Source organism: Pseudomonas sp. S1_G07 (genome assembly GCF_054668565.1).
In genome coordinates this window covers 2,962,090-2,982,638 of the sequence record NZ_CP162778.1, presented here as the reverse complement: position 1 = coordinate 2,982,638, position 20,549 = coordinate 2,962,090, and the positions used below count along the sequence as shown (strand labels likewise).

Genomic DNA, 20,549 nt, shown 5'->3' with positions numbered 1-20,549 from the left:
CCACAAAGGTTGTAGGGGGATAAGCACATCGTCAGTTTTTTTGCGGGTTTTCCTTGGCCAGCAACGCAGGCGTCGCCGGCAGGCGCTCAACCACCGCGAGCTTTTCCGGACGCTGCGCCTCACGCCAGGCGCGAAAGGCGCTCAGCTCGCCCTCCAGGGTCTTCATGACCCACGCCAATACGGCGATGTCATCGAGCATGCCGAACATCGGGATAAAGTCCGGGATCGCATCGATCGGGCTCAGGAAGTACATCAGCGCCGCCACCACCGAGATCAGCGCCTTGGGGCTGATGGCCCGGTACTCGCCGCGCCAATAGGCCAGGCACAGGGATTGAAGCAGTTTGAGATCATCCTTGAGCTTGCCCAGGCGGTTGCCCTGGCTTGAGCCCTTGGCGGCCACGGCGAACAGCAAGGTCGGCAAACGCCCACGGCCCAGCAAGCGTGCGGCGATGGGCAGGAAGCGGGTGAAATTGAAGGGTGGTTTCATTCGTCACTCCAGTTCCAGGCAACACAAAATGTTATCCACACAAATTGTGGATAACCTTGTGAACAGAGCCTGTTTTCTCGGCTGAAAGCCACGGTTTACAAGGCGTTCAGTCAGATCGGGCGTTTTTTGCCCACATCAAAAAAACCCAAGAATTCATTGACTTGGCGCGTGCAGGCGGCTAGCCGCACTCGAGTCTTATATCAGACTGTTGCAGGTTGCAGGCGTTCGTTTGGATGTATGCAGGCAGGGCGACAACTGAAAAAAACTTCAGAAACAACAACGCCCCGTCAAGACGGGGCGCTGTGTATGGAGCCGCTGATTACTTCTTGGCGGCGGGTGCAGCTGGGGCTTCAGCCTTGGCTGGGTCCTTGATGCCCAGCAGCTCCAGGTCGAATACCAGCACGGAGTTGGCGGGGATCGCCGGGCTCGGGCTCTGGGCGCCGTAGGCCAGGTCGGACGGGATGTACAACTCGACCTTCTCGCCGACATGCATCAGTTGCAGGCCTTCGACCCAACCCGGGATCACGCCGCTGACCGGCAGGTCAATCGGGCTGCCGCGATCCACGGAGCTGTCGAAGGTGGTGCCGTTGGTGAGCTTGCCGGTGTAGTGAACAGTCACCACGTCAGTCGGCTTGGGCTGTGCGCCGTCGGCCTTCTTGATGATCTTGTACTGCAGACCGGAAGCGGTGGTGACGACGCCGTCTTTCTTGGCATTGTCTTCGAGGAATTTCTTGCCGGCGGCCGCCGACTCTTCGCTCATCTTGGCCATGCGTTCTTCAGCACGTTTTTGCAGTGCGGCAAACGCTTCAACCAGTTCGTCGTCTTTGAGCTTCTGCTCTTTCTTGCCGACGGCATCTTCGATGCCCTGGGCTACTGCCTTGGAGTCCAGATCGTCCATACCTTCCTGGGCAAGGCTTTTGCCCATGTTCAGGCCAATGCCGTAGGAAGCTTTTTGCGCCGGGGTTTTCAGCTCTACGCTGGTCTGCGAATCACAACCCGCAAGTACCAGGCTAACCAGGGCCACCGCCGCCGCCAACCGATGCTGTTTCATGCTATTTCCTTGTTCATGCGCCAAAAGGGCATTCGAATAAAGTCGCGAGCTTATCAGGCGGCCACGACCAATGGCTACCGGCATGTGAGCAGGAAACTTCTGATAAGTTCACGTGTTTAAAAGCATTTTCATTCATGATGGAGACCCGCGACGGATCGGGGGACCGCCTCTCATCAGGCTCATGGCCACTTGCCGCACTTGTAGGGTAGTGGCATAACAACACGACCACTCGACAAGACTGAGACAAGGATAGCTATCTTGCGCTTTTTTTCCCGTGCTTTACTGCTGATATTGAGCCTGCTGGGCCTGATCCTGGCCGTGGTGATCTATTACACCGTGCGCCCCAGGCTGCCAGACTATGTACCCGTGGAACAGGTGCACTACCAGGATCAATGGAGCGCCGCCGACCGCCAGACCTATTACTTCACGCCCCAGGGCACCCAGGTAAAAGGCCTGCATTACGACTGGTTCACCGCCCTGGAATTGCCGTTCTCCGAGCGACGTTTTGCCACACCCGACTACCTGGCGCGCTTCGGCTTCCTGGTGGACCCCAAACAAGTGCCCACCGCGCAAAACCCCGGCAACCTGCCCGTGGGTTTCGCCCGGCACAAAAACCCTGGCAGCAACGTTGAATACCTGGATATCACCTGCGCCGCCTGCCACACCGGCGAGTTGCACTTCAAGGGCCAGGCCCTGCGCATCGACGGCGGTTCGGCCCAGCATGTCCTGCCGTCCAGCGTGCCGACCTTGCGCGGCGGCAGTTTCGGCCAGGCCCTGGTCGCCAGCCTCGCCGCCACCTATTACAACCCGTGGAAGTTCGAGCGCTTCGCCCGCCAGGTACTGGGTGATCGCTACGATGCCGAGCACAGCCAACTGCGCCAGAACTTCAAGCGGTCACTGAACACGTTCCTCAAAGTCGCCTGGAACGACACCCACCGCGGCCTCTACCCCACCGAAGAAGGCCCGGGCCGCACCGATGCCTTCGGCCGCATCGCCAACGCCAGCTTTGGCGATGCCATTTCCCCGGACAACTACCGCGTCGCCAATGCACCAGTGGACTACCCGCAACTGTGGGACATCTGGACCTTCGACTGGGTGCAATGGAATGGCTCGGCCCAGCAGCCAATGGCACGCAATATCGGTGAAGCCCTTGGCGTGGGCGCCACCCTGGACTTCTTCGACAGCGCCGGCCAACCGCTACAGGGCGATGCCCGCTACCCTTCCAGCGTCCGCGTGCGCGACCTCAACCTGATCGAAGAAACCCTGCAGCGCCTCAAACCGCCCACCTGGCCCGAAGACCTGTTCGGCGCCATCGACAAGCCTCTTGCGGCCCAGGGTCGTGCACTGTTCGCCGAAAACTGCGCCGGCTGCCATGTACCTGCCGTCAGTGAAGAAAATGGCCGCCCGGTACAGCACCTGAAGATGCTGCCAGTGGACTACATCGGCACCGACCCCGGCACCGCCAACAACATTGCCGATCAGCGCTATGACCTCAGCGCCCTGCAATGGGATCCGGCGCAACTGGCCAAGCTCAACGTCCAATTGCACCCGACACCGACCGAGCCCCTGGACCTGAAAAAAATGTCGGTGGCCAAGGGCCTGGCCTACGTCACCGCCTTCGTCGAAGACCACGCCTACCGAGCCGTCGGCGTCACCCCCGCCGAGCGCCCGCGGCTGGATGGCTACGGCCTGCCCATCGGCGTGCGCGAACTGCGCGCCTACAAGGCGCGGCCACTGGCTGGCGTATGGGCCACCCCGCCGTTCCTGCATAACGGCTCGGTGCCGACGATCTACCAATTGCTCTCGCCTCAGGACGAGCGCAGCAGCACCTTCTATAAAGGCACCTTCAACTACGACCCGCGTCACCTGGGCTTTGAGACCGGCGCGTTCAAGAACGCCTTCCTGTTCGATACCCGTATCACCGGCAACCACAACAGCGGCCACGAATTCCGCGCTGGCAAGCGTGGCGATGGCGTCATCGGCCGCGGCTTGCTGCCGCAGGAGCGCTGGGCGCTGCTGGAATACCTCAAAGTACTGGGCGGCCCGCTGGAGCAACAATTGCCATGATTATCCGATCGCAATACAACCAACGTTCCCTGCTTGCGCGCCTGTGGCTGCGCCTGGGTGCATTACTGGGCAAGGCCCTGCTCTGGCTGGTGGGCCTGGGCTTGCTCGGCTGGCTCGCGGCCACTGCCTGGTATGCCTGGCAGCACAACGGGCCGGTGTCGCCGGATGAGCAGATCCCCGCAGGGGAGGCGGCGATGACCCAGGGCATCATCCAGACCGCGGTGCGCATCGTCGACCAACACCGCGAAGGCACACGCTACCTGCGCGATGCCCATGCCAAGGCGCATGGCTGCGTGAAGGCCGAAGTCCGCGTACTGGCCGACCTCGACCCGGCACTGCGCCAGGGCGTGTTCGCCGAACCGGGCAAGACCTGGCAGGCGATGATGAGGCTGTCCAATGGCAACGCCTACCCGCAGTTCGACAGCATCCGCGATGCCCGGGGCATGGCGCTCAAGCTGCTCGATGTACCTGGCAAACAGTTGCTAGCGGACCAGCAAGCGCGGGCCGAACAGGATTTCGTGATGTTCAGCCACCCGAACTTCTTTGTCAGTGACGTGGCGGAATACGCGCAGAACATCGGCGCCCAGGCCGACGGCAAGAAAGTCATGGCGTTCTTCCCCAAGGTCGACCCGCGCAGCTGGCAAATCCGCCACTTGTTCATCGCCCTGGCAACGCTGGCACCGGCGCCGGCCAGCCCGACGCAAACCACGTACTTTTCGGTATCGCCCTACAAATTTGGCGCGGCCAATGCCAAGTTCCGCGTCGCGCCCGACCCGCAGAGCTGCCCGGAATACCAACTGCCCAAACAGAACCAGGACCTGCCGAACTTCCTGCGCAGTGCCTTGAGCCAGCAATTGTCCACCGACCGTGTGCCGGCGTGTTTCGTGTTGCAGGTCCAGCGGCAGAATCCGCAAAAGTTCATGCCGATCGAAGACACCAGCATCGAATGGAAAGAAAGCGACGCGCCTTATGAAACCGTGGCCAAAGTGAAGCTGCCAGCCCAGGACTTCGATACACCGGCCTTGAACCTGGCGTGCGACAACCAGTCATTCAACCCCTGGTTCGGCCTGGAAGCGCACCGCCCCATCGGCGGCATCAACCGCTTGCGCAAGGCGGTGTACGAGGCGGTCAGCGATTACCGCCACAGCCGCAACACACCATGACTAGGCCTGCACCGCCGCCGCCCGCGCCAACAGCCACTGGGTAAAACTGCGCGCCGCCGTGGGCGGGTTGCGATGATGGGGCTGCATCAGGTGCAGGCGTCCACGGCTGGGCAAGGTGTGGGGCAAAGCCATTTGCAGGCGCCCGCAGGCCAGTTCGCCCTGCAACAGGCTGGCCCAGCCGAGGGCGACGCCATGCCCCATGACTGCCGACTGCATCAACAGTTGATAACTGTTGGTGCGCAGTGCGTGGCGCGGGGTGTGGTAGTGGGCGCCGATATCCGCGAACCAGTCGGCCCAGGTCAGCCAGTCGTGGTAATGGTCCTCGACGATCAGCAACGTATGGGCATGCAGCAGGTGTTGCAGGTCACGAATCGGGCCATGACGCTCGATATACGCAGGGCTGCACACCGTGATGACCTGCTCGCTGTCGAACACCGGTGACAGCTCCAGGCCGTGGGGCGCGGGCAGTTCGTCGAGGTGGTAGAACAGGCCCAGGTCATATTCGCTGAGATCCAGGTGGCTGGGGCTTTCGCTGCACAGGATGCGAATATCCAGGGTCGGGTGTTCGCGTTGGAAATCCGGCAGCAGGCTGGCCAGCCAGATGGAGCTGATGGTGGGCGTACTGGCCAGCGTCAACTGGCGGTCGGCACCGCGCCGGCGCAACTCCGCGGACTCGCGGTCCAGCTCGCGCAACAGACGCTGGACGGTACGAAAGTAACGCACTCCGGCGGGTGTCAGGCTCAGGCCCAGGGCAAGCCGGTAGAACAACGGCCGGGCGAGGTCTTCTTCCAGGCGCTTGATCTGGCGGCTGACCGCGCTCTGGGTCAGGTTCAGTTCATGGGCGGCCTGGGTGAAGCTCAAATGGCGGGCCGCCGCTTCGAAGGTCTGCAGGCAGTTGAGCGGTGGAAGATCGACGTTTCGGCGCGACATGAGCGATTCCAATGGCAGAGACGGGCCAAGATTTCCCCAGGCCCGCAAAGATCACGTGGGCAAGCATCCTGCCAGTTGCTCACTCACAGTGCGACCCTGGCCACACGCTTGCTCCATTGCCTGCGGTGTTCCAACTGGCCGTTTTCCCAGGCGGTCTGTTCCGCTTCGACGTAGAACCATTGCGCGTCCGCATGCACGCTCAGGCTGCTTTCCACCTCCACCGTCCACTGGTCGCGCCCCACCTGGTAGTGCCACTGGATGTCGGCACGGGCCGACAGCGGATCCCAGGGCAAGACGCGATAGTGTTCGGTACAGCGCTGGTCCACCGACAGGCCGTGGTCGGTAAAACGCATCGCGCCCAAGTCGTCCTCGATCTTTACGCACACTTCGCCAGTGCCTACGTCTTCACTCAAGGTGCGTTTCGGCGCGGCGGCGCGCACCACCTCCAGGGCCGCTGGCGTGGCGGCTTGCGGGGCCGGGAATGGGCAGGCCACCGCTACGCCGGTAAACACCGGCAGTTGCAGGCGTTGCACACTCGGCAGCAAGGTCAGGGTGGTCAGCTCGCGGCTGGGCCACAGCAGCGGGAAACTGGCGGTGCTCAACGCCAGGCGCAAACGGTAACCGGCCGGCAGGCGCACGCCAATGTGGTCAAGGCGCAGTTGCACGTCCATCGGCTCGCCGGGCACTACCGGAGTCACCTGGGAAAAGTCCTCGCGAAGGCGCAGATTGAGCACCCCGTAAGAGACCTGTGTGACCTGCCCGTCCGGCGCAATGGCATTCAGGCGCGCGACCAACTGCCCGCACGCGGTGTCGCTGGCCAGGCGCAGCCTCAGGCATGCGTCGCCCAGCAGCGCGAGGGGTTCGGTCAGGGGTTGCGAGTCGAAACACAGCGAGTGGGCATCGTCGCGGCGCTGGTCCGTCGGACCATCGGGGCCGAACCAGATCGCGCAATACTCGCCCTGGTGCAGGCCTGTGGTCAGCGGCGAGCAGATACTGCGCGATACGGCTAAAGGCTGCGAGCCGCGGTTCAGGCCATATTCATCGAGGCTGAAATCGGTCCATTGCACCTGAGCGTCCGGCCACCCCGAGGTTTGCACCCAGACGCCCGGCCGTTCGGCGTAACTGCCCTTCGGCGGCAGAATATCCTGTAGGTAGAAAGTGCAGGCCGCGTCGTCCATCACCCGGTTCTCAATGCCTTTAAGCCAATAGTCCCACCAGCGCTTGGCTTCCTGCAGGAAACCGATGGCAGGATTGGGCACGGCGAAATGCGGGTATTTGTGAATCCACGGCCCGATCATGGCCTTTTTCGGCCCGGGCAGGTTTTGCATCAGGCGCGACACGGTATTGCGGTAGGCATCGCCCCAACCGCCGACGGCGTAGACCGCCGCCTTGATCGAGGCATAGTCCTCGCACACCGAGCCGTGGCGCCAGTAGTCATCGCGGGTCTGGTGTTGCAGCCAGGTCTCGGCGAGCAGCGGCATGGCCTCCAGGCGTTGGTGCCAAAGGGTTTTCCAGGCATCGCCGACCAGCAACGGGTCGGGCACGGCGGCGCTGAAATTGAGCATGGTCGCGGCCCAGCCGAAGTTCTCCATCAACAGGTTGCCGCCCTTGTAGTGGATGTCGTCGGCATAGCGGTCGTCGGTGGAGCACAGGGTGATGATCGCCTTCAACGCCTCGGGCTGGCGCGCAGCGACTTGCAGGCCGTTGAAGCCGCCCCAGGAGATGCCCATCATGCCGACGTTGCCATCGCACCAGGGTTGTTGGCACAGCCAGTCGATCACTTCGAGGGCGTCGTCCTGCTCCTGCAACAGGTATTCGTCGGCCATCAAGCCCTGGGATTCGCCATTGCCACGCATATCCACCCGCACGCAGATGTAGCCCTGCCCCGCCATCCACGGGTGGGTCAGCGCATCGCGCACGGCGGTGCCATCGCGCTTGCGGTACGGGAGGTATTCCAGGATCGCCGGAAAGGTCTGCGGGCCGGCGACCTCCGGCAGCCAGATGCGCGCGGCCAACTGGGTGCCGTCTTGCAATGGAATAAGGCAGTGCTCGATTTCACGCACGGCGTAGGCAAATTCAGTAACGGTTTCCATCAGTAACTCCAGCAGCGGTTCAATCGATCAACGGGCAAAATCCGGCACGGGGCTCGCGCCTCGCACATCCGTCTCAGAGCTCGGCTGAAGGTTTTTCACGTCCAGCAATGCAGGATTTTTTAACCAGAAGATCAGCGAGGTGCTGGCCAGCAGCACCAGGATCATTCCCGGCAAACCTCCCAGGTTAGAGAGCATCTTCACGCCGTCGATGCCGACAAAGGCGACCATCACCCACGACACCGTGCCGATGATCACGCCCCAGATGATTTTCAACACCGGGTTGCCGTCCAGGTCGGAATCGGCGGTCACGCCTTGGCTGCAGAGGTTGGCGATCACGTCGGTGCTGGAGTCGGCCGCGGTGACAAAAGAGATAAACGCCACGAACAACAGGAACGCGATCATCAGGCCGCTGGCCGGCAGTTGCTGGAACATCTGGTACAGCACGTGCTCGATGCCCTGCTCGTTCAGCACGCGGTTCAGGCTGCCGTCGCCCAGCGCATCGAAGTACAGGCTGGCGCCGGAGAAGATGCAGATCCACACCGCAGTGAACAGCGCCGGGTACAGCATGTTGATATGGATAAACTCACGCACGGTGTAGCCACGGCCGATCTTGCCGAGGAACAGCGCACTCACCGGAGCCCAGGCAAACCACACCGACCAGTAGAACACCGTCCAGCTCTGCGGCCAGGTGTCGCCACTGGCAGCGCCGGTGAACAGGCTGCGGCTGAAGAAGGTGTCGAGGTACACGCCAAGGGACTCGACGCCAAGGCTGAACATATACAGGGTCGGCCCGCACAGCAGGACGAACAGGCCCAGGGCCAGCATGATCCAGGTGTTGAACGACGACAGCCGCACAATGCCGCGCTGCAAGCCGCTGGCGGCCGAGGCCACAAAGGTGATGACGATGAGTGCGATGATGATCGCCAGGCGCAACGGTGTGGTTTCACCACCGATGTATTGGCTCAGGCCGCCCGACAGGGTCAGCGCGCCGGTGCCCAGGGACGACGCCATGCCGGCCACCAGGGCAAACATTGCCAGGGTGTCGATCAGCCCGGCATAGCGTCTGACGCGCGCCACGCCCAGCAACGGTTCAAGCATGGCGCCAATGGAGAAGTGGCTGCGACGGTTGTAGAACACCAGTGCAAACACCAGCGACGGGATCAGGTAGATGGCATAGGGGGTGATGGTCCAGTGCAGGAACATCGTCGACATCGCAAAGCTTTTTGCCGCGCCGCTGCCTGCTTCGATCGCCAGGCTGGGGGGCGGTGCGTACAGGTGGTAGAGCGGTTCGGCGGTGGTCCAGAACAGCACCCCCACAGCCAGGGTGGTACACAGCGCGACCATGAACCAGCGCCACTTGCTCAGCAACGGCCGCGCGTCTTCGCCGCCAATGCGCACCTTGCCCAAGGGCGACAGGTAGACGATGACGGTCAACACCACCATGGCAAACGAACCGGCACTGAATAGCCACGAGAAATTTTTCAGGATCACGTTATTGAGCTGTTTGCTGACCGCAAGGAATGCACCCAGGTCGATGTAGCTGGCGATCACCGCCGCCAGCAGGATAAGAAACGTTGGCCAGAACACCAACGCACGCAGTGGATATTTCATGGAGTGCCATTCCCCTTGCAGACTATTTTTATCGCCTCGAAAGGCCATTGTTAGAAAGCAGGCATCGCAGCATCCTGCTGCGGGTCGCTCGCCTGGAAGTCTTCGCGTGGCTATAGGTAACCGTCTAAGCGGCAAGGGACGCAATCGACCAATGTGCATGGGGGTATTCCCCCACGTCATGACACACCAGTACAGCCCAGGGCGAACATGCAGTGCACAACGACAACGCGTGGAGAGGCAAAATCGCGGGTAAAAATGGACGGAGGTGACCGAGTGGCAAGCACAGTCCAAGCGCGCTGCTTAGCAACGGGATTGAGCTGTTTTTTGGTATTCGAAGAGGCGCTATTCCCGTTGACCGCGCAACCCGCTATTGCGCGACAAGAGATAAAGTGCGCCAGTGGAGGCGCACTCTCAGTGCGGACTTTAAAGTTTGAATTTGGCTACTAACTGGTTGAAGGAAATTGCAAGTCTGGAGAGTTCGTGACTGGAAGCACTTGTCTGATGGGCTCCTGTAGCAGTTTGAGCTGACAAGCTTTGAATGTTGACCAGGTTCCGGTCGACCTCACGAGCCACTTGCGCCTGTTCTTCTGACGCGCTGGCGATCACGAGATTACGCTCGGTTATCGCTGCCACGCCATCGGTAATCGACTGCAACGCAACGCCCGCAGCCTGCGCAAGCTGACGTGTGTTATCCGCCTCGCGCTGGCTCTTGCTCATGGTTTCAACGACAGACGTCGCGCTTGTTTGAGCGGTGTTAATCATCCCCTCGATTTCAACCGTTGACGATTGGGTGCGATGAGCGAGTGCTCTTACCTCGTCAGCCACGACCGCAAACCCACGACCTTGTTCGCCTGCTCGTGCCGCTTCAATGGCCGCATTCAGGGCCAGGAGGTTAGTCTGGTCGGCAATCGAGCGAATAACTTCAAGCACTTTGCTGATTTCTTGGGTCTGATGAGCCAACGCTTGAACTTGTGAGCTCGATGCGTTTATTTCTTCAACCATGCCTTCGATTGCCAGAACCGCTTCGCCCACCTGGGTTTTGCCGGCCATCGCATCCTGATTTGTGCGCTGCGATATTTCCGCGGTAGAAACAGCGTTGCGCGCAACTTCATCGACCGCGGCGGTCATTTCATTTACCGCAGTCGCGGCTTGCTCAATTTCACTATTTTGCTGGGTCAGGCCTCGCGTACTTTCGTCCGTTACCACACTCAGCTCCTCTGCTGCGGAAGCAAGCTGATCCGAGGCGCTCGATATATTTTGAATCGTATTTCGAAGACTCGTTTGCATTTCACCCAACGACGAGAGCAGTTGCCCTGTTTCGTCATGGCTGCCGGGTTCAATATGCTGCGTAAGGTCTCCACCCGCAACGCGTTCGGCAGCCAACACGGCATAAGAGAGTGGCCGGGTAATAAGACGCGTGATCAGGAGCCCCAGGCCCATCGCCAAAACAAAAGCAATCAGCATTCCCACAAGCATCGTAATTTGTAAGTTGTTAATTAAACTTTCTCCAGCCACTTGCAGGTTATCGGCCTGATCATTATTTGACTGGATGATGCCTGACATTTCCTTTTCAGCCAGACTGTATTTTTCGCTTACATCACCCGCTAGCGCTGATCTTGCTTGTGGCAGCTCACCAGCGCGTACAAGATTAATAAATTTTTCGCCAGCCTTTATATAAGCGGGCCAATCAATATCAAATCTCTCACTCAGCACCTTCTCGTCATCACGTTGCGGAGTGCTGCGATAAGTTGCAAACGCTTGTTCAACAACAGTTTGGCGATCAGATAGCGACTTTATGGTGATATCCAATTCACTATCAGGCGCATTGCTAGCTTTTTGTGAAAGTAAAAGATAGAGATCTCTGTTGTGATAAATTATTTGCTGAAGCGCCTCATTGACGTTGTTGATTGAGGTTATGTTATTGCTAAAAACCGATGAAATCATGTCGCCGAGCCGCGAATTGCCGTTCATTCCGACAAGACCAATTGCAATCGTTATCAATGCGCATACCAAAAATGACATCGACAGTTTTGCCGCAAGGCGTAGATTCAGAAACCACGTCATAATACTTCCTCTTCATTTGGGGGGATCTGGTTAACCTTGAGGCGTGCCATTGATCAGCAGAGGTATCGGCAACTATGCGCAGTTATTGAGTTTTATTTGTTATGGGCTGCATCTTTGAAATACTGTCCGAAAAGCGGAAAACTGAATTTTCGTCGATGAGCAAATTGGCTAAACAATAATATTCAATTTTTGAATCAAGACTTTCTACATGTCAAAGCAATCAAACACCCTCCTTAAAACAAGGGAAGGGAATACAGCCCAAGGGTAGGTGAACCCATACGAACATTGCTGTGCAAGACATTGTGAAGAGCTGTGCCAGCGGTGTACTTGAATGCGTACTTAAAAACCGTGGCTGGAGAGGCATCCCAGTGGAATTCAGAAACGAAAAAAGCGGCACAAGGCCGCTATTTCCGTGGCTTCCAGGCGCTCAATGGGCCTTGACGGAAGCAAATATGGCGCAGCGGACGGGACTCGAACCCGCGACCCCCGGCGTGACAGGCCGGTATTCTAACCGACTGAACTACCGCTGCGCGTAACACTTGAAGCGAATGGTGGGTGATGACGGGATCGAACCGCCGACCCTCTGCTTGTAAGGCAGATGCTCTCCCAGCTGAGCTAATCACCCTTCGTTTCGGTGTGGGCGCATCATACACTAAAAAATCGTAATGTCTTGATTTAAATGCAATTTATTTAAAATAAAGCTCATCGCACGATTTTTTTACCGTATTCCGCACAGCAAAAAGCCCGCTATTAAGCGGGCTTCCTGTGGTGACCTGGCGTTCAGCGTTCCAGGTTACCGAATATGGCGCAGCGGACGGGACTCGAACCCGCGACCCCCGGCGTGACAGGCCGGTATTCTAACCGACTGAACTACCGCTGCGCGTAACACATGAAGCGAATGGTGGGTGATGACGGGATCGAACCGCCGACCCTCTGCTTGTAAGGCAGATGCTCTCCCAGCTGAGCTAATCACCCTTCGTCTCGGTGTGGCGCGCATTCTACGGAGCGACCCAAGGTCTGGCAAGCACTTTCTTAAATCTTTTTTTTGATAGCTTCCAATGGCTTAGGCAGGGTTGGCCTGGGACGCTATCAAGAGAATAATGCCCCACTTTGTATAAAGGAGAGACTCACCCCATGTGGTTCAAGAACCTGCTTATCTATCGCCTGACCCAAGATCTGCCTGTTGATGCCGAGGCGTTGGAAGCGGCCATGGCCACCAAACTGGCGCGCCCATGTGCAAGCCAGGAGCTGACCACTTACGGTTTCGTCGCGCCTTTTGGTAAGGGCGAAGACGCTCCTCTGGTACACGTCAGCGGTGACTTTCTGCTGATCGCCGCGCGCAAGGAAGAACGCATCCTGCCGGGCAGCGTAGTGCGTGACGCGCTGAAAGAGAAAGTCGAAGAGATCGAAGCCGAACAGATGCGCAAGGTCTATAAGAAGGAGCGCGACCAGATCAAGGATGAAATCATCCAGGCCTTCCTGCCGCGCGCTTTTATTCGTCGCTCGTCGACCTTCGCCGCCATTGCGCCGAAACAGGGCCTGATCCTGGTGAACTCGGCCAGCCCCAAGCGCGCCGAAGACCTGCTTTCCATCCTGCGTGAAGTGATCGGCACCCTGCCAGTACGCCCGCTGACCGTGAAAACGGCACCGACTGCGATCATGACCGACTGGGTCACCACCCAGAAGCCGGCCGATGACTTCTTCGTCCTCGACGAATGCGAGCTGCGCGACACCCACGAAGACGGCGGCATTGTGCGCTGCAAGCGCCAGGACCTGACCGGCGAAGAAATCCAGCTGCACCTGACCACCGGCAAAGTCGTCACTCAACTGTCCCTGGCCTGGCAGGACAAGCTGTCCTTCATGCTCGACGACAAGATGACCGTCAAGCGCCTGAAGTTCGAAGACCTGCTGCAAGACCAGGCGGAACAGGACGGCGGCGACGAAGCCCTGGGCCAACTGGATGCCAGCTTTACCTTGATGATGCTGACGTTTGGCGAATTCCTGCCGGCGTTGGTGGAAGCGTTGGGTGGTGAAGAAACCCCACAGGGCATCTAACCAACACGATCCAATGTTGGCACAACCCGTGTGGGAGCCGGCTTGCCGGCTTCCACAGTTGATCGGGTTGCCACATCCAGCACTCTAATAACAAGGACATCCCCATGCGCGCACTCGCCGCCCTGAGCCGCTTCGTCGGCAATACCTTCGCCTACTGGGTGTTGCTATTCGCCGTCCTCGCCTTCCTCGAACCCACTTGGTTCATCGGCCTGAAAAGCGCCATTGTGCCGTTGCTGGGCCTGGTGATGTTCGGCATGGGGCTGACCCTCAAACTAGACGACTTCGCCGAAGTCGCTCGCCACCCGTGGCGCGTGGCATTGGGCGTGGTTGCGCATTTTGTGATCATGCCGGGGGTGGCGTGGCTGCTGTGCCAGGCCTTTCACCTGCCACCGGAAATTGCGGTCGGCGTGATCCTGGTCGGCTGCTGCCCAAGCGGCACGTCATCCAACGTGATGACCTGGCTGGCGCGGGGGGACCTGGCACTGTCGGTGGCCATCGCGGCCGTCACTACCCTCCTCGCCCCGCTGCTCACGCCGGCACTGATCTGGCTGTTGGCCTCGGCCTGGCTGCCGGTGTCGTTCATGGAGCTGTTCTGGTCGATCCTGCAAGTGGTGCTGCTGCCGATCGTGCTCGGTGTGGTCGCGCAACGCCTGCTCGGCGAGCGGGTACGCCATGCGGTGGAGGTGTTGCCACTGGTGTCGGTGATCAGCATCGTGATCATCGTCGCTGCGGTAGTTGCCGCCAGCCAGGCGAAGATCGCCGAGTCGGGCCTGCTGATCATGGCCGTGGTGATGCTGCACAACAGCTTCGGCTACCTGCTGGGCTACTTCACCGGCCGTTTGTTCAAGTTGCCGCTGGCGCAACGCAAATCGCTGGCGCTGGAGGTGGGCATGCAGAACTCCGGGTTGGGTGCTGCATTGGCCAGTGCGCACTTCTCGCCACTGGCGGCGGTGCCCAGTGCGCTGTTCAGCGTCTGGCACAATATTTCCGGGGCGTTGCTGTCCACGTACTTCCGCCGCATGAGTGAGAAAGAAGACCGCCGCGCCATGGAGAACACGCCGAAAACTTGATCGTCCGATCCATTTTCGGCACTCTACGCGCTTCGCGGGGACGACCTCGCGACGCCAGCGAGCGTTGAATCCGGGGACGACCCCGCCTGAAGAAGCGAGGTCATCATGTCCTGGATCATTCTGGTTTTCGCCGGATTGTTCGAAGTCGGCTGGGCCGTCGGCTTGAAATACACCGACGGTTTCAGCAAGCCACTGCCTACCGTCCTGACGATTGTCGCGATGGCCATCAGCCTCGGCCTGCTGGGGTTGGCGGTCAAAGAATTGCCGCTGGGCACCGCCTATGCCGTATGGACCGGCGTGGGCGCCGTGGGCACGGTGATCGCCGGGATTATCCTGTTTGGCGAATCCATGGCGCTGTTTCGGTTGGCCAGTGTGGCGCTGATCATTTGCGGGCTGATTGGCCTGAAGATCAGTACTTAGGCCACTGCCGCCTTCGCGAGCAAGCCCGCTCCCACACTGGACCGCGTTCGCCTGAACAACTCGGTCAAATGTGGTAGCGGGCTTGCTCGCGAAGAGGCCCTGACAAACCGCAGAAAACTACCTGACACTCCCCCGCAACAGCACCACCCGTGCTTGCAACTGCGCAGGCGTCGCTACCTCTGCCGCAACCGGCTCCCCCGCCACCAACACCACACGCGACCAGATCCGATAAAAAAAACCCTTGTTCGGATCGCGGCTGAAGAAACTCCCCCACAACCCCTGCAGCGCCATGGGAATTACCGGCACCGGCGTCTCTTCCAGAATGCGCGTCACGCCACCACGAAACTCATTCATCTCGCCGTCCGCCGTCAACTTGCCTTCGGGAAAGATGCACACCAGCTCGCCTTCCTTCAGGTACTGGGCAATCCGTGTGAAGGCCTTTTCGTAAATCTGGATATCTTCATTGCGCCCGGCAATCGGAATGGCCCCGGCGGTCCGGAAAATAAAGTTGAGCACCGGCAAGCGGTAGATCTTGTAGTACATGACAAAGCGAATCGGCCGACGCACCGCGCCGCCAATCAGCAGCGCATCGACAAACGACACGTGATTGCACACCAGCAACGCCGCGCCTTCGTCAGGAATAGCCTCCAGGTTGCGATGCTCCACACGGTACATGGAATGGCTGAGCAGCCAGATCATGAAGCGCATGGTGAACTCGGGGACGATCTTGAAGATATAGGTGTTGACCGCGATGTTGAGCAGCGACACCACCAGGAACAGCTCGGGGATCGACAGCTTGGCCACGCTCAACAGCAGGATCGACACAATCGCCGACACCACCATGAACAATGCGTTGAGAATATTGTTGGCCGCAATCACTCGCGCACGCTCATTCTCGGCGGTACGCGACTGGATCAGCGCATACAGCGGCACGATATAGAAGCCGCCGAACACACCCAGGCCGAGGATATCGAACAACACCCACCACGCCTGGCCGACACTGAGCACCGCCAGCCAATCGTTGGCCTGCACGTTCTGCGGGAAGCTGCCGGAATGCCACCACAGCAGCAAGCCAAACACCGTCAGGCCGAATGAACCGAACGGCACCAGGCCGATTTCCACTTTACGACCAGAGAGTTTTTCGCAGAGCATCGAACCCAGCGCGATCCCCACCGAAAACACGGTGAGGATCAACGTCACCACGGTTTCATCGCCGTACAACCATTCCTTGGCATACGCCGGGATCTGCGTCAGGTAGATCGCCCCGACAAACCAGAACCAGGAGTTGCCGACAATGGAGCGCGACACCGCTGGCGTCTGCCCCAGGCCCATGCGCAAGGTGGCCCAGGACTGGGTGAAGATGTTCCAGTCCAGGCGCAGTTGCGGGGTGGATGCCGCGGCGCGTGGAATGCTGCGGCTGGCCAGGTAACCCAACACCGCCACGCCGACAATCGCTACCGCCACCACCGGCGCGTAATGGGTGGACGACATCATGACCCCCGCGCCGATGGTGCCGGCCAGAATCGCCAGGAACGTGCCCATCTCCACCAGGCCGTTGCCACCTACCAACTCATCATCGTGCAGCGCCTGGGGCATGATCGAATACTTCACCGGGCCAAACAGCGCCGAGTGCGTGCCCATGGCAAACAGCGCCAGCAGCATCAGTTCCAGATGGTTGGTCAGGAAGCCTGTGGCGCCCACGGACATGATCACGATCTCGCCGATCTTGATCGCGCGGATCAGCGCGTCCTTATTGAATTTTTCACCAAACTGCCCGGCCAGCGCCGAGAACAGGAAGAACGGCAGGATAAACAACAAGGCACACAAGTTGACCCAGATGGAGCGGTCACCGTCGATGGTGAGCTTGTAGAGAATGGCCAGGATCAGCGATTGCTTGAAGATATTGTCGTTGAAAGCGCCCAGCAACTGGGTAATGAAAAACGGCAGAAATCGCCGCGTGCGCAGCAAGGTGAATTGTGAGGGGTGGCTCATCGTCCGTGTTCCTGCGTGGCCTGAAGGCTTATAGATTGTCAGGCCACGACTTTACCTAATCTCGCTTACTTATTCCCTAACCCTGCAATACAGGGTGAAACAAAAAGCTCACCTTTGTAGGCGCCCTGCACGGTGCGCTTGGCCACGACCAGCCACATCAGTGCCAGCGCCACCACCAGCCCACTGCCCACGGCGCTGAAGAAGCTCAGTTGCAACACGCTTGCCAGCTTCAAGGTGGCCAGGGCGTAAACCCCCAGCGGGAAGGTAAAGCCCCACCAGCCAAGGTTGAACGGAATACCCGTGCGCAAGTAACGCAGGGTGATCAACACTGCGATCAGCATCCACCACAGGCCGAAGCCCCACAGGGTGATACCCGCCACCAGGCCCAGGCCGCTGGCGATTTCACCGACGCCGGGCATGCCATTGGCGGTGAAGATCGCCGGGGCATCGCCACCGAGCAGCAACATACCCAGGGCACCCGTACCGATGGGGCCAAGCGCCAACCAACTCGATGCGGCCATATTGGCGTGGGGCAGTTTATGCAGGGCCATGCGCAGCATCAGGATAGTCAGAATGCTGAATGCCACCGGCAGGGAAAACGCCCACAATACGTAGCTGGTCACCAGCATCACCAATTGCCCATGGGCGTCCGCCAGGTGCGGGGCGAGCAAGCCACCGCTGGCCGCGGCGACTTCGGCGGCGACGACGGGCAACAGCCACACGGCGGTCATCTGGTCGATGCTGTGTTCCTGGCGGGTGAACATCATGAATGGGATCAACACGCCGCAGGCCGTTGCCATGGCCACGTCAAGCCACCACAAAGCTTCGGCCAAAGGGATCACACCCGCGCCCCAACGTGGCAGACCGAACAGCAGCAAGCCATTGATAAGGGTCGCCAGCCCCATGGGAATAGTGCCGAAAAACATCGACACCGTGGAGTGCCCGAAGATCTGCCGCGCCTCGTGGAAGAACATCACCCAGCGCGCGGCATACAGCGCGCTGAACAGGATGAACAGGCCAATGGTGAACATCCACAGCCCTTCGGCTATCGCATGCACACCTGGCAGGTTGATCGGCAACTGGGCCAAGGCCAGCGCCAACACGCCCGTGCCCATCGTTGCGGCGAACCAATTAGGCGTGAATTGGCGAATCACTTCGCGGGGACGGGTCAGGTGACTGAAAGGTTTGTAACTGATGGTATTCGAACAGGTCATGATGGCAATCCTCTTCCTCGCATGAGGGTGAGGCCATGGTAGAACCTGATCGAATATCTATATAACGGGTAATATCTCTAACTGTTATCTATTTTACAAATAAGCGCTAGACGCTACCCTCGCTTTCGATCACCAGAATCCGCGCCGGGCCTTGGGGATGAGCGACGTGCTCGGTGCCGACGCTGGCGTAGAAAATATCCCCCACAGCCAACTCCGCCACCTGTTCAAACCCCTTGTCGCGATAGTGCATGTGCACCCGGCCATCCAGCACCACGAACACCTCTTCACCGTCGTTGATGTGCCAGCGATACGGCTGGTCGGTCCAGTGCAGACGGGTGGTGATGCCATTCATGTTGGCGATGTCCAACGCCTCCCAGGCGCGAGTACCGGTGAAGTCCTTGCTGCGGATGATCTTCATGCTTGAATCTCACGGCTGTCGGAGTCGCCGATTATCACCGCATCACTGGCTGGATGTCGCCCTGCGACTGGAGGATTCCTGCAGCAGCAGCGCAACCAGGGCACTCAGCGCCAGCACGATCAGCAACGCGCCATACGCGTCAGTGGTGGCAATCAAACCAAAGCTGCGGATCAGGTTGCCCGCCAGCAGTGACGGCACGCAGAACGCCAGGTAACTCAACACATAAAACGCCGACATCAAACCCGCCCGCTCGTGGGGCAAAGCCAACGGCACTACGCTACGCACAGCACCGAGGAACCCGGCCCCGAAGCCGCTGCCGGCGATCAATGTGGCGATAAAAAATAATTGCAGGCTGCCCGTGTGCACAGCGCTCAGGATCAGCGCCACCCCCACCGCCAACCAGACGGCCCCCAGGCGCAGGACCTTATCTGCCGGGCGATTGCGCAAGCTGTAAATCATCAGCGCCCCGCTCAATGTCAGCACGGCCACCAGCCCGCCGCCGATCAGGTTTGAGGTCGAACCGGTCGCCGCCCGTACCAGCGACGGCGCCAGGGACAGGTAAAACCCACCCATGGCCCATACCGCCACATCCACCGGCAATGAAACCCATAATGCGCGGCGCGCCTGGGCAGGCACGTGCAAGGTGGGCCACAGCGACGCCAACGCCCCCGGTATCCGGCTGACGGTTTCCGGCAGGCGCCACACATATAAAGCCTGCAACAGCATCAAGGTGAACAGCACCGAGTAAATCAAGGTGGTCGGGAACGGTGCAAACTCCACCAGCAGGCTGCACCCCATCGCTCCGCATGCCATTCCCAACAATGGCGCCACACTGTTGATCAGCGGCCCTTGCTGGCGGTCGGTATCAAGCAACGCCGCCCCCAGCACCGCCGTGGCCATGCCGGTGGCAAAGCCCTGTAACGTACGCGCGGCGATCAGCCAGGCCACGCTGGCTTCGTTGATAAACAGCAGCATCGCCAGCATATTCAGAACCAGCGCGGCAAAGATCACCGGTTTGCGCCCCAAGTGATCCGACAGCGAGCCCACGGTCAACAGCGCCGCCAACAAGCTCAAGGCATACACACCGAAAATCAGCGTGAGCATGCCCGCGGAAAAATGCAGGCCTTCCTGATACAGGTGATACAACGGCGTCGGCGCGCTGGAAGCGGCCAGGAACGTCAGCAAAGTGATCGCCAGGAACGCCAGGCTGGACCGATGAGAAGTAAGGCTGGACATGGGCACGCTCCGCTAAAGCTAATATTTTGCTTTTGTGGAGTGTGCTACCAGCAGGCGCTTAAAGCAAATTCTTTGTGCTAAGGTCACAAACATGGCAATTAAAGAAGGCCTCCGCCCGGGGGGCCGTAGCGCCCGGGTACAGGAATCCGTTCATTCGGCGGTGCGTGAACTGCTCGAAGCCCATGAGCGCTCCAGCGTGACCGTGCCGATGATTGCCGCGCGCGCGGGCGTCACGCCGTCGACCATTTACCGCCGCTGGGGTGACCTCTCCGTGCTGCTCGCCGATGTAGCCCTGGCGCGCATGCGTCCGGACAGCGAGCCGGCCAACACCGGCAGCCTGCGCGGCGACCTGCGAGCCTGGGCCGAGCAGTACCTGGATGAAATGAGTTCGGAGCTGGGGCGCAACATGATGCGCGATGTGCAGTGCAGCGTGACGCCAGGGTATTGCGTGAACATCTTGAGTGGGCAGTTGCAGTCGATTGTTGATCGCTACCCGCAAGACACGCCGCCGAGCGTCGACCACCTGATCAACCTGCTGGCGGCGCCGACGGTGTTTCGCATCTTGTTTTCCACCACGCCGTTGACGGTCGAAGAACTGCACGAGTTGATCGAGTTGGCGCTAAAAGTCTAAAGACCGCGCGTCGAACACACTGTAGGAGCTGGCTTGCCTGCGATAGC

Annotated in this window: 16 protein-coding genes, 4 tRNA genes and 1 pseudogene; 6 read left to right on the top strand and 15 right to left on the bottom strand. The window is 59.8% G+C overall.

The features are described 5' to 3' along the window. Positions 1-31 precede the first annotated feature (31 nt). The gene (locus AB4O05_RS13785; RefSeq protein WP_460137040.1) at positions 32-487 is read right to left on the bottom strand and encodes a YkvA family protein; all 456 of its coding nucleotides are present in this window, start codon (positions 485-487) and stop codon (positions 32-34) included. A gap of 319 nt (positions 488-806) precedes the next feature. Next, positions 807-1,538 carry an FKBP-type peptidyl-prolyl cis-trans isomerase gene (locus AB4O05_RS13780; protein ID WP_460137041.1) on the bottom strand — a complete coding sequence of 244 codons (732 nt, stop codon included), beginning with the start codon at positions 1,536-1,538 and terminating at the stop codon, positions 807-809. Positions 1,539-1,796: 258 nt separating this feature from the next. Here AB4O05_RS13780 and AB4O05_RS13775 point away from each other — a divergent pair, with 258 nt between their 5' ends. Both AB4O05_RS13775 and AB4O05_RS13770 read left to right on the top strand, forming a co-directional pair. Continuing rightward, positions 1,797-3,605 (top strand): di-heme-cytochrome C peroxidase, encoded by a 1,809-nt coding sequence (locus AB4O05_RS13775; protein WP_460137042.1) that lies wholly within the window; start codon positions 1,797-1,799, stop codon positions 3,603-3,605. Then, positions 3,602-4,768: a catalase family protein gene (locus tag AB4O05_RS13770; RefSeq protein ID WP_460137043.1), complete on the top strand. Its 1,167-nt coding sequence runs from the start codon at positions 3,602-3,604 to the stop codon at positions 4,766-4,768. The genes AB4O05_RS13775 and AB4O05_RS13770 overlap by 4 nt, the downstream gene beginning before the upstream one ends. Here AB4O05_RS13770 and AB4O05_RS13765 read toward each other — a convergent pair whose 3' ends face one another. The 9 genes and pseudogenes from AB4O05_RS13765 to AB4O05_RS13725 all read right to left on the bottom strand — a co-directional run bounded on the left by AB4O05_RS13765 (position 4,769) and on the right by AB4O05_RS13725 (position 12,441). After that, the gene (locus AB4O05_RS13765) at positions 4,769-5,698 is read right to left on the bottom strand and encodes a LysR substrate-binding domain-containing protein (protein ID WP_460137044.1); all 930 of its coding nucleotides are present in this window, start codon (positions 5,696-5,698) and stop codon (positions 4,769-4,771) included. Positions 5,699-5,781: 83 nt separating this feature from the next. Then, positions 5,782-7,791 carry a CocE/NonD family hydrolase gene (locus AB4O05_RS13760; protein ID WP_460137045.1) on the bottom strand — a complete coding sequence of 670 codons (2,010 nt, stop codon included), beginning with the start codon at positions 7,789-7,791 and terminating at the stop codon, positions 5,782-5,784. A gap of 27 nt (positions 7,792-7,818) precedes the next feature. Beyond that, on the bottom strand, positions 7,819-9,402 hold the full coding sequence (locus AB4O05_RS13755; RefSeq protein WP_460137046.1) for a BCCT family transporter: 1,584 nt from the start codon (positions 9,400-9,402) through the stop codon (positions 7,819-7,821). A gap of 423 nt (positions 9,403-9,825) precedes the next feature. Beyond that, positions 9,826-10,689, bottom strand: coding sequence for a methyl-accepting chemotaxis protein (locus AB4O05_RS13750; protein ID WP_460137590.1), 864 nt, complete (start codon positions 10,687-10,689; stop codon positions 9,826-9,828). Continuing rightward, positions 10,684-11,466, bottom strand: a pseudogene (locus AB4O05_RS13745) (MCP four helix bundle domain-containing protein); the annotation flags it as partial. The pseudogene AB4O05_RS13745 and the gene AB4O05_RS13750, both read right to left, overlap by 6 nt. A gap of 453 nt (positions 11,467-11,919) precedes the next feature. Beyond that, a tRNA-Asp gene (locus tag AB4O05_RS13740) sits at positions 11,920-11,996 on the bottom strand. Positions 11,997-12,015: 19 nt separating this feature from the next. Continuing rightward, a tRNA-Val gene (locus tag AB4O05_RS13735) sits at positions 12,016-12,091 on the bottom strand. A 178-nt stretch (positions 12,092-12,269) separates the two neighbouring features. Further along, positions 12,270-12,346 (bottom strand) — tRNA-Asp (locus tag AB4O05_RS13730). Between the two features lie 19 nt (positions 12,347-12,365). Then, positions 12,366-12,441 (bottom strand) — tRNA-Val (locus AB4O05_RS13725). 159 nt (positions 12,442-12,600) lie between these two features. Between AB4O05_RS13725 and rdgC the strand changes: the two genes are divergently transcribed. The 3 genes from rdgC to sugE all read left to right on the top strand — a co-directional run bounded on the left by rdgC (position 12,601) and on the right by sugE (position 15,011). Then, positions 12,601-13,521, top strand: a complete 921-nt coding sequence (gene rdgC / locus AB4O05_RS13720; RefSeq protein WP_460137047.1) for a recombination-associated protein RdgC — start codon at positions 12,601-12,603, stop codon at positions 13,519-13,521. A gap of 104 nt (positions 13,522-13,625) precedes the next feature. Next, positions 13,626-14,591 (top strand): bile acid:sodium symporter family protein, encoded by a 966-nt coding sequence (locus AB4O05_RS13715; RefSeq protein WP_460137048.1) that lies wholly within the window; start codon positions 13,626-13,628, stop codon positions 14,589-14,591. Between the two features lie 105 nt (positions 14,592-14,696). After that, positions 14,697-15,011 (top strand): quaternary ammonium compound efflux SMR transporter SugE, encoded by a 315-nt coding sequence (gene sugE / locus AB4O05_RS13710; protein ID WP_460137049.1) that lies wholly within the window; start codon positions 14,697-14,699, stop codon positions 15,009-15,011. Positions 15,012-15,128: 117 nt separating this feature from the next. On the opposite strand, the gene AB4O05_RS13705 is transcribed toward sugE, so the two are convergent. The 4 genes from AB4O05_RS13705 to AB4O05_RS13690 form a co-directional block, all read right to left on the bottom strand. Beyond that, a complete protein-coding gene (locus AB4O05_RS13705; protein ID WP_460164893.1) occupies positions 15,129-17,003 on the bottom strand; it encodes an MFS transporter in 1,875 nt (624 codons plus the stop codon). A gap of 65 nt (positions 17,004-17,068) precedes the next feature. After that, the gene (locus AB4O05_RS13700; RefSeq protein ID WP_460137050.1) at positions 17,069-18,217 is read right to left on the bottom strand and encodes a TDT family transporter; all 1,149 of its coding nucleotides are present in this window, start codon (positions 18,215-18,217) and stop codon (positions 17,069-17,071) included. A 106-nt stretch (positions 18,218-18,323) separates the two neighbouring features. Next, positions 18,324-18,635, bottom strand: coding sequence for a cupin domain-containing protein (locus tag AB4O05_RS13695; RefSeq protein ID WP_460137051.1), 312 nt, complete (start codon positions 18,633-18,635; stop codon positions 18,324-18,326). Positions 18,636-18,677: 42 nt separating this feature from the next. Further along, on the bottom strand, positions 18,678-19,871 hold the full coding sequence (locus AB4O05_RS13690) for an MFS transporter (RefSeq protein ID WP_460137052.1): 1,194 nt from the start codon (positions 19,869-19,871) through the stop codon (positions 18,678-18,680). Between the two features lie 91 nt (positions 19,872-19,962). Here AB4O05_RS13690 and AB4O05_RS13685 point away from each other — a divergent pair, with 91 nt between their 5' ends. Further along, on the top strand, positions 19,963-20,502 hold the full coding sequence (locus AB4O05_RS13685; RefSeq protein WP_460137053.1) for a TetR/AcrR family transcriptional regulator: 540 nt from the start codon (positions 19,963-19,965) through the stop codon (positions 20,500-20,502). Positions 20,503-20,549 lie beyond the last annotated feature (47 nt).

Bases quoted from the DNA above. Each gene is read 5' to 3' on its own strand.
- AB4O05_RS13785 (WP_460137040.1), bottom strand. From the start codon at position 487: ATGAAACCACCCTTCAATTTCACCCGCTTCCTGCCCATCGCCGCACGC.
- AB4O05_RS13780 (WP_460137041.1), bottom strand. From the start codon at position 1,538: ATGAAACAGCATCGGTTGGCGGCGGCGGTGGCCCTGGTTAGCCTGGTA.
- AB4O05_RS13770 (WP_460137043.1), top strand. From the start codon at position 3,602: ATGATTATCCGATCGCAATACAACCAACGTTCCCTGCTTGCGCGCCTG.
- AB4O05_RS13765 (WP_460137044.1), bottom strand. From the start codon at position 5,698: ATGTCGCGCCGAAACGTCGATCTTCCACCGCTCAACTGCCTGCAGACC.
- AB4O05_RS13760 (WP_460137045.1), bottom strand. From the start codon at position 7,791: ATGGAAACCGTTACTGAATTTGCCTACGCCGTGCGTGAAATCGAGCAC.
- AB4O05_RS13755 (WP_460137046.1), bottom strand. From the start codon at position 9,402: ATGAAATATCCACTGCGTGCGTTGGTGTTCTGGCCAACGTTTCTTATC.
- AB4O05_RS13750 (WP_460137590.1), bottom strand. From the start codon at position 10,689: ATGCAAACGAGTCTTCGAAATACGATTCAAAATATATCGAGCGCCTCG.
- rdgC (WP_460137047.1), top strand. From the start codon at position 12,601: ATGTGGTTCAAGAACCTGCTTATCTATCGCCTGACCCAAGATCTGCCT.
- AB4O05_RS13715 (WP_460137048.1), top strand. From the start codon at position 13,626: ATGCGCGCACTCGCCGCCCTGAGCCGCTTCGTCGGCAATACCTTCGCC.
- sugE (WP_460137049.1), top strand. From the start codon at position 14,697: ATGTCCTGGATCATTCTGGTTTTCGCCGGATTGTTCGAAGTCGGCTGG.
- AB4O05_RS13705 (WP_460164893.1), bottom strand. From the start codon at position 17,003: ATGAGCCACCCCTCACAATTCACCTTGCTGCGCACGCGGCGATTTCTG.
- AB4O05_RS13700 (WP_460137050.1), bottom strand. From the start codon at position 18,217: ATGACCTGTTCGAATACCATCAGTTACAAACCTTTCAGTCACCTGACC.
- AB4O05_RS13695 (WP_460137051.1), bottom strand. From the start codon at position 18,635: ATGAAGATCATCCGCAGCAAGGACTTCACCGGTACTCGCGCCTGGGAG.
- AB4O05_RS13690 (WP_460137052.1), bottom strand. From the start codon at position 19,871: ATGTCCAGCCTTACTTCTCATCGGTCCAGCCTGGCGTTCCTGGCGATC.
- AB4O05_RS13685 (WP_460137053.1), top strand. From the start codon at position 19,963: ATGGCAATTAAAGAAGGCCTCCGCCCGGGGGGCCGTAGCGCCCGGGTA.